This is a genomic window from Streptomyces sp. NPDC059371 (assembly GCF_042751995.1).
Classification (GTDB): Bacteria; Actinomycetota; Actinomycetes; order Streptomycetales; family Streptomycetaceae; genus Streptomyces.
This window is the reverse complement of record NZ_JBHYXD010000040.1, coordinates 34,915-46,244: the sequence shown is the minus strand read 5'-3', so window position 1 is coordinate 46,244 and position 11,330 is coordinate 34,915. Positions and strand designations below refer to the sequence as shown.

The 11,330-nt window shown below is 72.4% G+C and carries 10 protein-coding genes; 2 read left to right on the top strand and 8 right to left on the bottom strand.

Going from position 1 to position 11,330, the window contains the following annotated elements:
- Positions 1-152: 152 nt before the first annotated feature.
- The 8 genes from ACFXGX_RS22710 to ACFXGX_RS22675 form a co-directional block, all read right to left on the bottom strand.
- The gene (locus ACFXGX_RS22710) at positions 153-2,015 is read right to left on the bottom strand and encodes a M1 family aminopeptidase (RefSeq protein WP_384794175.1); all 1,863 of its coding nucleotides are present in this window, start codon (positions 2,013-2,015) and stop codon (positions 153-155) included.
- Between the two features lie 237 nt (positions 2,016-2,252).
- Positions 2,253-2,915, bottom strand: coding sequence for a spherulation-specific family 4 protein (locus ACFXGX_RS22705; protein WP_384794172.1), 663 nt, complete (start codon positions 2,913-2,915; stop codon positions 2,253-2,255).
- Positions 2,912-3,841, bottom strand: coding sequence for an NAD-dependent epimerase/dehydratase family protein (locus ACFXGX_RS22700; protein ID WP_384794169.1), 930 nt, complete (start codon positions 3,839-3,841; stop codon positions 2,912-2,914). Before ACFXGX_RS22700 ends, ACFXGX_RS22705 begins: the two co-directional genes overlap by 4 nt.
- A 7-nt stretch (positions 3,842-3,848) precedes the next feature.
- A complete protein-coding gene (locus ACFXGX_RS22695; protein ID WP_384794166.1) occupies positions 3,849-4,562 on the bottom strand; it encodes a sugar phosphate nucleotidyltransferase in 714 nt (237 codons plus the stop codon).
- A gap of 35 nt (positions 4,563-4,597) precedes the next feature.
- Positions 4,598-5,599, bottom strand: a complete 1,002-nt coding sequence (locus ACFXGX_RS22690) for a GDP-mannose 4,6-dehydratase (protein WP_384794163.1) — start codon at positions 5,597-5,599, stop codon at positions 4,598-4,600.
- A 102-nt stretch (positions 5,600-5,701) separates the two neighbouring features.
- The gene (locus tag ACFXGX_RS22685) at positions 5,702-7,087 is read right to left on the bottom strand and encodes a hypothetical protein (RefSeq protein ID WP_384794160.1); all 1,386 of its coding nucleotides are present in this window, start codon (positions 7,085-7,087) and stop codon (positions 5,702-5,704) included.
- Positions 7,084-8,619 carry a GT4 family glycosyltransferase PelF gene (gene pelF, locus ACFXGX_RS22680; protein ID WP_384794158.1) on the bottom strand — a complete coding sequence of 512 codons (1,536 nt, stop codon included), beginning with the start codon at positions 8,617-8,619 and terminating at the stop codon, positions 7,084-7,086. Before pelF ends, ACFXGX_RS22685 begins: the two co-directional genes overlap by 4 nt.
- 84 nt (positions 8,620-8,703) lie before the next feature.
- Complete coding sequence (locus tag ACFXGX_RS22675; RefSeq protein WP_384794155.1) at positions 8,704-8,865, bottom strand: hypothetical protein; 162 nt, start codon at positions 8,863-8,865, stop codon at positions 8,704-8,706.
- Positions 8,866-9,340: 475 nt separating this feature from the next.
- On the opposite strand from ACFXGX_RS22675, the gene ACFXGX_RS22670 reads away from it, so the two are divergent.
- Together ACFXGX_RS22670 and ACFXGX_RS22665 are read left to right on the top strand one after the other, a co-directional pair.
- Complete coding sequence (locus tag ACFXGX_RS22670) at positions 9,341-9,688, top strand: PRC-barrel domain containing protein (protein WP_384794153.1); 348 nt, start codon at positions 9,341-9,343, stop codon at positions 9,686-9,688.
- Between the two features lie 396 nt (positions 9,689-10,084).
- The gene (locus ACFXGX_RS22665) at positions 10,085-11,326 is read left to right on the top strand and encodes an NAD(P)/FAD-dependent oxidoreductase (protein ID WP_384794150.1); all 1,242 of its coding nucleotides are present in this window, start codon (positions 10,085-10,087) and stop codon (positions 11,324-11,326) included.
- The last annotated feature ends 4 nt before the right edge of the window (positions 11,327-11,330 follow it).

Below are 11,330 nucleotides of genomic sequence, written 5' to 3'. Positions count from 1 at the left end.
GCCCCCGCACCCCATGGCGGGGCGCCGCGCCCGCGGCCCGGCCCCCGCCCCCCCGCGCACCGCCCCCCGGGCCCGGCGGGCCAGCCCCGCCGCGGTGACGCCCGACGGCGCCACCGCGACGAACGGGAGAGGGCCGGACCGGTCAGGACCCGTCAGCCCACGATGCGGTGGGTCGTCCAGAACGACGTCAGGTCCGTGGTCGTGGCGGCCTGGGCGGCCGCCTTGAACTCGGCCGTGGTCGAGACGCCGTACCAGTGCGAAGTGGCGTAGCTCTTCAGCAGGTTGGCCATGGCGGTGTCGCCGAGCGCGCGCCGCAGGTCGTGCAGGGCACACTTGCCGTAGCCGTAGACGACGGTGGAGTAGCGGGACGAGTGAGCGTCCCAGTAGGCCATCGAGTTGGTGATGTTCTCCGCGCTCGACGCCCAGGAGACGCTGCTCCAGCAGCTCGTTCCGGTCTTGCCCTGAGCCAGGTCGGTGGCGTAGTCGGTGAACGCCTCGTCGAGCCACGGGTTGTTGTACTCGTCGTCACCGACGATCCCGTAGAACCACTGGTGACCGATCTCGTGGGTGAGCGCCGTGGTGCTGACCAGGTCGAGGACGAATCCGGGGTACTCCATGCCGCCGAACCAGTAGTTGTTGTCGATGACCGCGTCCAGCTCGCCGTACGGGTACGCGCCGAAGCGCGCGGCGTGGGCGTCCACCGCGGACTTGGCGGTGGAGAGCATCGACTGGGAGTCGGAGGAGCTGATGCCCGAGACGGAGTAGATGTTGATCGCGGTGCCGGCGGGGGAGGTGCCGGAGATCTTGCTGAACGGACCGGCGGCCCAGGCGAAGTCACGGACCTTGGAGGCCGTGGCGGTGGTGACCGTACGGCCGCTCGAACCGGCGGCGTCGACCGAGGTGCCGGTGGCCGGGACGAGGAGGCTCGTCGGGTGGTCGAGGGTCACCTTGAAGTCGGCGGCCAGGGAGTAGAAGGACTCGCCGTTGTTGGTGTACGGGTCCAGGTGCCAGCCGGAGCCGTCCTTGACCGCCAGGACGGGCAGCGCGTTGCCGATGTTGACGAAGGCGCCGTCGTAGCCGAAGCGGTCGGCGCCGCTGGGCACGGTGATGGCCAGGTCGAAGCCGATCGTCGCGCTCTGGCCCTGTGCCAGCGGTGACGACAGGCTGATCTGGAGCGCGGTGCAGGCCACCGAGAGCGAGCCGGCGGTGCCGCCGCTGACGTTGCTGACGACGATGGGCATCGCGGAGCAGGTGCCGTGGTAGTTGTCCCACAGCCTCAGGTACACCTCGCTCAGCGAGGTGGAGGAGGCGTTGGTGAAGGTCACGCTCTCGTGACCGCTCCAGCTGGTGCCGCTCGTGTTGCTGGTCAGGCTGACCGTGTACCCGGGGGCGGCGGGGGTACGGGTGGAGTCGGCCGGCGGGGTCGTGCCACCCGAGGTGTTGAGGGCGAGGTCGTCGAGGACGAAGCTCGTCTGGAGGCTGGAGTCCTCCGTGCCGGTGAAGGCGAGGGTGACGGTCTGGCCGGCGAACGCCGAGACGTCGAAGGTCTTCTGGGCGTATCCCGAGGCCTTGTTGAGGTTCGAGTACGTCGCCAGGGTGGTGCTGCCGATCTTCGCCGTCAGCTTGTCGTAGGCCGTCGACGAGGTCGTCTCGGTCGTGTCGATGTGCAGCCAGAACGTGAGGCTGGCACTGCTGCACCCGGACGGGATCGTGACGCTCTGCGAGAGCGTGTCCGTGTGGGTGCTGCCCACGCCGTCCAGCCAGGCGAAGGTGGTGCCGCCGTGGGCGGTCTGGCCGGTGCGGCTGGTGATCACGGAGGTCGAGGACTGGGTCCAGGGGGAAGTGCCGCTCTCGAAGCCGCCGTTGGTCACCACCTGGGCGGGCGTGCAGGCCGCGGCGGCGGCCGGTGCGGTGCTCGTCTCGGCGGCCGCGGGGGTGCCGGGGAGCGAGACGGCGGCCAGGGCGGCGACGACGATGAGGCGCGCCGCCAGGGCCTTGAGGGGGGTCGGTCTCACACGAAACTCCTTTGAGGCGGCCGGGATTCCGGCAGCTCGGTGGCCGCCCGGGACGACTGGGGTGCGCCGCTGGGTGGCCGCGATCCGCGCACGGGTGCGCGCGGTCGCCTGGTGAGATTTCCGTGCCGTCACCCTGGGGTCAGGGCGACGGCACCGGAAAGCCTCGCAGATTTGACCTAGACATGCCATCAATCCACGGCAAAGGAGAGTGCGCGAGCCGCCGGGAACGGGTGCCGCTCAGGAACCCGGCCGGCTCAGGGCGGGTGTCAACCGCGACCAGGGATTGGGGAGTTCGCCGGTCACCGGTCCGGCCACCGCCGCGCCGCGGTCACGCGCGGTGCGAACGGCCAGCGGGACGAGCGCCTCGGGGACGCCGTAGACCAGATGACAGAACTGCTCGGGCGGGTGCCGCATGGTCCACGCCGGTCTGCTGAACGCCGACACATAGGTGGACCAGTGGCCCTCGAACGTGACGAGCAGATCGGCGCAGCGGGCGTACCCCGGCGCAGGGTGGACCCCCATGTTCAGCACGACCGGAGCCGTGCCGGTCCGGCGCAGCTCCTGCACCAGTCGCCGGCAGCCGGGCAGCGCCTCCGGAGTGGCCGCCACCCGGTCGAGGAAACACCCCTGCGTTCCGTACCAGTCCCGGTGCCGCAGGACCTCGTCCGCGACGAGATCCGGATCGCGGGCGCCGTAGTCGGTGTCGACGTAACCGAGCAGTCGGGCGCCCGCCGAGCTCAGCGCGTCCGCCGCCGCGGCGAAAGCGGGATCCGGGCCCCGGCCCGGCCCGTCGGCCGGGTTGATGACGACCCCGTACGTCCCGCCCGCCGCCGCGATCAGGCGGTGCCAGGCGCCCGGGTCCTCGGCCGGGTGGACGTACAGCGGAATCAGCAGGCTCATGGTGTGCGGTCGCCTTCGGCCCGCGGGAGGGAACCGGCTCCCGTCGTGGCCTGCCAGAGTGCGGCCAGCGAGTCGTCGAGCGTCAGCGCAGGCCGCCAGCCGAGCGCCTCTTCGGCGGCGGTGATGTCGGAGCACTGCCACGACACCTCGCCCGAACGCGCGGAGCCGCCGCCGTTCTCCTCGATACGCCCCCGGAACCCGGCGGCACGTGCCAGAGAGCCGACCAGTTCGCGCACCGGGACCGCCTTGCCGCCCCCGATGTTGAGGATCCGCGGCAGTGGTCCGCGGGCCGTCGCGGCGGCCGCGGCCGCCCGTGCCAGATCGCGTACGTCCACGAAGTCGCGGTACGCCGAGAGGTCCCCCAGCCGGACGACCGCGTCCGGGTCGGGACCGGCCTCGCGGAGCAGCCCCGCGATCCGGCCCGGCAGTCCCGTGGAGGGTGCTCCCGGACCCACGGGGTTGCCGACCCGCAGCACCACCGCGTCGAGGCCGGAGGTGGTGACGGTGACCGTGCCCGCGAGCTTGGTGGCCCCGTACGGGGTGAGGGGACAGGTGGCCGAGGACTCGGTGACGGCGGTGTCCCGGACGCCGGGACCGTACTCGGCGGCCGAACCCAGATGGACCAGCCGGGCGGTCGGCGCCGCCTCGCGCAGCGCGGCGCAGAGGACCGCGGGACCACGGGAGTTGACCTCGGAGAGGGTCACGGCGTCGCCGCCGGTCGCGCCGGCGCAGTTGACGACGGCGTCGGGGGCGGCCGCGGCCAGGACCGGGACCAGCAGCTCCCGGCGGGCGGTGGCCAGGTCGATGCCGAATTCCGCGGCGGGCGCTCGCCCGCCGCCGAGCACCCGCACGCCCGGGAGGGTGCGCAGGTGCTCGGCGACATGGCCGCCCAGATAGCCGGTGAAGCCCAGGACGAGAATGCGCATGCGGTGGTCAGGCTCCCTTGAGCAACAGCGACTTGCGGGTGGTGAATTCGGCGTTGGCCCGGTCGTAGTCGTCCGGGCGGCCGATGTCGAGCCAGTACCCGTCGAACTCGTAGGCGTGCGGCTCGCTGCCGCTCCCCAGCAGGTCGAGGACCAACTCGTCGAAGCCCAGCGGCAGCCCCGGTGTGTAGCCTTCGAGCGTGGAGCGCGACAGGCCGTACACGCCCATGGAGACGCGGTAGTCCATGCTCGGCTTCTCGGTGAAGGCGACCACCTTGCGGTCGTCGGTGGTCAGCACGCCGAAGTCGATGCGTACCTTGCGCGCGTACGTCGCGATGGTCAGCGGGGCGCCCGAACCGCGGTGCCGCAGCAGGAGGTCGCCGTAGTCGAGATCGGTGAGCACGTCGCCGTTCATCACCAGGAACGACTCGGGCAGCCGGTCGCGCATGGTCAGCAGCGGGCCCATGGTGCCGAGCGGGCTCTCCTCGGTGGAGTAGTCGATGGCCAGGCCCCATTGGGACCCGTCGCCGACGTAGGCGCGGATGATCTCGCCCAGGTGACCCACGGCGATGGTGCAACTCGTGAAGCCGGACGAGACGAGCTGGCGGAGCACGATCTCCAGGATGGCGTGCTGGTCGCCGATGGGAACGAGGGGTTTGGGCAGGGCCGTGGTGTAGGGCCGCAGCCGAACGCCCTTGCCTCCGGCCAGAATCACTGCGTGCATGAGGTGCTTTCCTTAGTGGTGCGTGGCGAACGGGGTCAGATGTTGTAGATGCCGGTCTTGTAGCGGGACAGGTTCGCCGGTTCACGGAAGAACTCGACGGTCCGCGCGAGCCCTTGTTCCAGGTCGTGGGCTGGACTCCAGCCCGTCGCCTCGGCCAGCCGGGTCGCGTCGGCGACCAGCCGCATCACCTCGGAGCCGGCCGGCCGGATGCGCCCGGCGTCCTCGCGCACGTCGAGGGCGGTGTCCATCACCTTGCCGATCAGCGCCACCAGATCGCCGACCGAGATCTCCCCACCCGTACCGGCGTTGAAGGTCCGGCCCACGACCCGGTCGGCGGGCGCCGTGCCCACGGAGAGGAACGCCTGCGCGGTGTCCTCGACGAAGGTGAAGTCGCGGGTGGGCCGCAGATCGCCGAGGGTGATGGCGCGTTCGCCCGCGGCCACCTGGCCGATGACCGTGGGGATGACCGCGCGCATCGACTGGCGCGGGCCGAAGGTGTTGAACGGCCGCAACGTCACCACGGGCGTGTCGAAACTCGCGTGGTAGCTGTCGGCCAGCCGGTCCCCGCCCGCCTTCGAAGCGGCGTACGGGGACTGGGTGTTGATGGGGTGGTCCTCGGTGATGGGCACGGTCCGGGCGGTGCCGTAGGTCTCGCTGGTGGAGGTGTGCACGAGCCGGGGTGTGCCGAGCGCGCGTACCGTCTCCAGCACGTTGAGGGTGCCGGTGACGTTGGTGTCCACATAGCTGTGCGGTGCCTGGTAGGAGTACGGGATCGCGATGAGCGCGGCCAAGTGGTAGACGCAGTCGGCGCCTTCGGCCAGCCCGCGCACCGAACCCGGATCCCGGACGTCGCCCAGCACGATGTCCACCTGGTCCAGGACGTCGGGGTGCAGGGTCTCCAGCCAGCCGTACGAGGAGAAGGAGTTGTACTGCGCCATGGCCCTCACCCGATGCCCGGAGGCGACCAGCGCCTCGGTGAGGTGGGAGCCGATGAAACCCTCGGCTCCGGTGACGGCGGCGAGCGGTTGGGTGGTCAACTCGTTGTTCCTTCCGGTTGGTTGTTCGAGATGAGTGATGGGTGATGCGGACGAAGGCACGGCGGCCCTCCGGATCCGACCGGAAGGGCGGTGCGGGACGGTTCAGGCGTGCGGCGCCGGTCGCCCCAGCAGCCGCACGGCACAGGCCGCCAGACACAGGCAGGCCGCACCGCAGGACAGGGTCAGCACATCGGTGCCCGGCAGGGAGCGGAGCACGGCGGCCGAGGCGGCACCGCAGGCCGCCGCCAGACAGACCACGGCCGGCTGCCAGGCCGCTCCGAACGCCTGGAGCAGCAGCGCGGTCCACAGCGTGGCCGCGAGCAGCAGCAGCGGGGCCGGCTCGGCGCCGGTGAGCAGGGCCGCGGGCAGCAGCGGGAGCACGTAGAGCAGCAGACAGAGGCCGAGGACGCCGGTCGATCGCACCAGGAAGGCGGCGGGCGTCGCGGTCGCCCGCAGCACCGACACCGACATCCCCCGATACCGGTACAGCAGCCACTCCGCCGGTCCCATGCTGACGGTCAGCACGACCACGGCGTACGGATCCTGCCGGCCCTCCAGCAGCACCAGCACCCCGGCGGACAGCCCGAACACGCCGTACGGCAGCGACCGCAGCAGCGACGGACGGGCCGCGCCCGCTGTCGGAGAGGCGGCGAACGCCGCCCGCAGCGCCCAGCCGGCCCCGGCGGCCGAGCCGAGTACGGACAGCAGCGCCAGGGCGACACGCGGCACGGGACCGGGGTCCCACCAGGGCAGTGCCGCCGCGCCGGCGATCAGCGGGGTGAGCGCTGCCAGCAGCAGCCGCTCCCCGCCGAGGACGAGCAGCACCCCGGCCGCCGCGAGATACACCGACTGAGCCGCGGCGACCTCGACCGCGGTGCCGGACCCGCCGGTCAGCACCCCGGTCAGCGCCCCGGCCACCGTCGCGGCGAGCGCGCCGAGCGGCGCCCCCGCGAGCAGGGTCCGGCCCGCTTCCCGGCGGCCGGTGGCCATCCGCACGTAGGCGCGGTGGCCGAGCGCCTGGCCCCAGGCCCAGGAGACGAGGCCGGCCACCACCAGGACGCGGAGATCACGCCCCGCGTGCCACAGCGGCGCGGTCAGCAGGTAGGCGAGGCCCGGCAGAGCGAACAGCGCCCCGCGCAGCACGCAGCGCACATGGTCCGGACGCCAGGGGTCGGCCGGTCGTGGCGGCTCCGGAAAGGTGCGCGGCACCCGCTCGTACAGCGCGGAGGCGAGCGAGAAGAGGTTCGGATGTCCGTACCGCTCCTGGATGACCTCGGCGGTCAGCCCCTCCGACTCCAGCAGGGCCGCCACCTCGTACGGGTGGACCGCCGGGCCGATGCCGTCCGCCAGTTCGGCGGCGAGCCGGTCGACCGCGTCCCGCTCCGCACCGGGGCCGGGAGCGGACCGGGCGGGCGTGCGGGCGGCGAGCCGCAGGGACAGCGTGTCGCCGCCCGTGCCGCCCGGTTCCAGCGCCATCGGTCCGCTCATCCGACGAGGCTCCTCGACCTGGACGCGGCCGCGCGGCCGGCCGGCACCACCGACGGGGCGCCGGCCGGCGCCGGAACGCGCGGGCCGGTCCCGCCGGGCGCCGACAGTTCGAGGTAGATGGTCCGGAACGTGTCGACCGTCTGCCGCAGGGTGAACTGCTCGATGACGCGCAGCCTGGCCGCCTCGCCCATCGAGGCGCGCCGTCCGGTGTCGCCGAGCAGTTCGAGGGCGGCCGCGGCCATGGCGGCCGGATCGCGTGGCGGGACGACGAGACCGCTGTCGCCGACCGCCTCGCGCACCCCGCCCACGTCCGTGGAGACGGTCGCCCGCCCACACGACATGGCCTCGATCAGGGTGAACGGGAAACCCTCGCTGATGCTGGAGAGCATCACGACGCTGCCCGCCGCGTAGGCGTCCTTGATGTCGTCCACACGGCCCTCGAAGGTGACCGCCTCCGCCTGCCCCAGTTCGGCGGCCAGCGCCTCGCAGCGCTCGCGGTAGACCTCGCCGCCGCGCGGGGTGCCGCCGAACAACCGCAGCCGTGCGTCCGGGAGTTGTGCCCGCACGAGTGCGAACGCCCAGATCAGGGTCTCCAGGTCCTTGATCGGGTCGACGCGCCCGGCCCAGCTCAGTGTCGGCCGCCCCGGCTCCGGGCCGGCGTGCGGGAAGGCGGCCGGGTCCACGCCGTTGTAGACGGTACGGATCGACTCGGGCGCGGCACCGCCCTGTTCCTCCCACAGCCGGTTGTAGCGGTTGCCCGGGGTGATCAGGGCCGCGCGCCGGTACGTCTCCTCGGCGAGCAGCCGGAAGAAGCCCAGCACGACCGCCTTGACCGGCCAGCGGTACGGGGCCGTGCGGTAGCCGAGGTAGCGCTCGCGCAGATAGACGCCGTGCTCGGTCAACAGCAGCGGGACGCCGTGCCGTTCGAGCGCGGCGAGGCCCGGCAGTGCGGCGACGCCGCCGCTGACCGCGTGCGCCACCCCGTGTTCGGGCAGCGGCGCGGTGAGCGGGCGCAGCGCGTGCTCCAGCAGGGCGGTCGCGGTGATGGCGTCGTGCAGGGTCGGCCGGGCCTCGCGGACGGCCAGCCCCGGGCGGTTCCACACGCCGGTCAGGACGCCGATCGCCCGGTCGCCGCGCAGGAAGGGACCCAGCGTCCCGTCCGCCGCGGCCCGCGCCATCGCGTACAGGGCGGTGGCGAACCCGTCCTCGGCGCACGGATCGAGCAGTGCGGTCAGGAACTGTTCGTAGGCGGCGGTGAGTTGTCTGCGGCGCCGGCCGCGTGGCGGGCGGCCGTCGGGCGCGGGCCCCCACATGGGGACCGTGACGACGTCCGCGACCTGTGCGGGAATGTCCCACACGACGGGTTCACGTCCGGTGCCGGTCACGGCGATGACGCCGAAGTCGAAGTCGGGCATGCCGGCGACGAGTTGGTCGCACCAGACACTGACGCCGCCGTGACTGTGCGGGTAGGTGCCTTCGGTGAGCAGGGTGACGCGCGTCGTGCTGGGGCGCGCGCCGCGGGGAACGTGCATGGATGTGCTCCACGGCCGAGGTTGGGGTGGTCGGGCCCGTCCCGTCCGCGAAGGCGCGTACGGGATCTTCGGTCGGTGCGCGGCTCAGTTGTCCGGGCTGTAGGCGACGTGCTCGGGCGCTCCCGTCGGCAGGTCGTGGCTGTCGCGTACGTGCGCGGTGTTCGCGTGCGCCGGGCCAGCCGGTGGGCCGGACGAGGCGCTGAGCGCGCCGACAGTGGGCGCGGTCGCGCGAATGGTCCGCTTCATGCGGTGAAGTCCCCTCCCCGGGCAGGGGTGAGCGCCGCTCCCATGGAGCGGACCACCCCCTGGCGTGACGCCACAGCCCCCCTCAGACGTGGTCGTCGACGCGTTCGTCGCGTCACATAGTGGTCTGTCTGTGGAGCTTTTGTGTGCTTGCCGGAGGACATGACGGAAAAGCGTGTCAACCGGAAGAGTGATCGTCGAGCGCGACGTCGACGCCGCGTGCGTCACGGTGAGCTGTCGGTTGATTACCCAGTGAAACGTTACTGTGCCTGTCCCGACCGGGCCCGAGTGGAACCGGAACGGCCCGGTCCGTCCGGTGGGGGTGCCAGTGGTCCCCACCGCGACGAGTTCCGGCTGAATCGTCGATTTCAGGCCACCCCGAACCGGGTCTGTGAGGAATCCGAGGGCCGCGGGTGTCAGCGGCTGGGGAGAGGACACCCGTCAACTCCGGCGCAAAGAACGAGTTGGAGGAGTCTTCGTGAACGAGAACCTTTGGGGTTACGCCCCGACCAGCGGGCACACGCCCGACGACGATCTCTCCGGCTACCGGGTGGAGGCCGCCGACGGCCACATCGGCAAGGTCGACAAGCACTCCGACGAGGTCGATTCCCAGTACATCGTCGTCGACACCGGCGTCTGGATCTTCGGCAAGGAGGTCCTGCTGCCCGCCGGAACGATCACGTCGGTCAGTCACGAGGACAAGACGATCCATGTGGCCCGGACCAAGGACGAGATCAAGGCGGCGCCGGAGTTCGACAAGGAGAAGCATCTCGGAGATCCGCACTACCGCGACCAGCTCGGCGGTCACTACGGCTCCGGTCACTGACGCGACGCCGACCGCCGGTGCCGCCCGAATCCGGGTCGGTGCCGGCGGTCTTTCGCTGCCTCGGGGACGCCACGGGGAGACAGGGGACCCCGGCTGGACGGGGGAGACCAGCCGGGGCCGCTTACCTGGTGTGCGGAGGCCGCTCCGCGTCACATAGGCGCCAACATCCGGCCATACCGATCTATTCCTCACCGGAGTCCCGAGTCCCCGGAGTCCGGAGTCCCGAGTCCCCGGAGTCCGGAGTCCGGAGTCTCGAGTCCCCGAGTGCCGTGAAGGCCGCGTCGCGCGATGCCGCCCTCGGGGCGCTCGTGGGCGGTCACCGGCGTGCCCCCGCATCCGGCGGGCGGGCCCGGCGGGAAGATCGGATACGGACCGGCTGCCCGGAGGATGATGCTCATGACCGCGAAGCGCGGTGTGCCCGATGTCCTGATCGTCGGCGGCGGGCTCGCCGGTCTGGCGTGCGCCCGCGATCTCGCCGGGTACGGCTTCGAGGTCCGGCTCCTCGAGGCCTCGGACGGGGTGGGCGGCCGGATGCGCTCCGACCCGCACGACGGCTTCGTCGTCGACCGCGGCTTCCAGGTCTTCAACACGTCCTACCCGCAGGTCCGGCGCAGGCTCACCCTGCGCGAGCTGCGGCTGCGGCCCTTCGCACCCGGCATCCTCGTCCACACGGAGGACGGGCCGCTCCGCTTCGACGATCCCACGCGCGGCCGACGACGACTGGGCGACCTGCGCCCGGGGCGCCTCGCCGGAACCCGTGACCTGCTCGCGCTGGCCGCCCTGTCCGGCCGGGACATGCTCGCCCCCGCCGAATGGCTCAAGCGCGGGGAGGACCGAACGACCCGTACCGCGCTCGCCGCGGCCGGGTTCTCCGAAGAGTTCGTCGAGCGGTTCTTCCGGCCCTTCCTGTCCGGGGTGTTCCTCGAGGACCAGCTCGAGACCTCCGGCCGGGTGTTCCATCTCGTCTGGCGCAGCATGCTGCGCGGCACCCTGTGCCTGCCCGGCGCCGGCATCGGGGCGGTGCCGCGTCTGCTGGCCGAGGCGCTGCCCCCGGACGCCCTGCGTCTCGGCACCCCGGTCACACGGCTCACGGACGACGGGGTCGAGGTGGACGCCGGAGGCGAGATCGCCGCGCGGGCGGTGGTCGTGGCCACGGGTCCGGGACCGGCCGCCCGGCTGCTGCCGGGCCTCGACCTCCCGGACTACCGCGTCGTGACCACGTACTACCACGCGGCGACCCGTTCACCGCTGGCCGAACCCGTCCTGCTGACGGACACCGCAAGACGGTTCCTCAACACCTGCGTCCTGAGCGAAGTGGTGCGCGGCTACGCCCCGCCCGGGATGTCGCTGATCGCCACCTCGGTCCTCGGGCACGATCAGGAGGGCCGGGAGACATGGCTGCGTGACGCGCTGGCCGAGGTGTACGGCACCGACACCGGGGACTGGGACCTGCTGACGGTCCGGACCGTTCCCGACGCCCTGCCGGCGATGCCGCCCCCGCAGCCGCTCGGCCGGACCGCCCGGGTGGCCCCCGGCCGCTATGTGTGCGGGGACCACCGGGCCACGGGCTCGGTCCAGGGCTCGCTGGCCTCGGGAGCCCGCGCGGCCCGCGAGGTCGCGGCCGACCTGGCACGGTAGACCC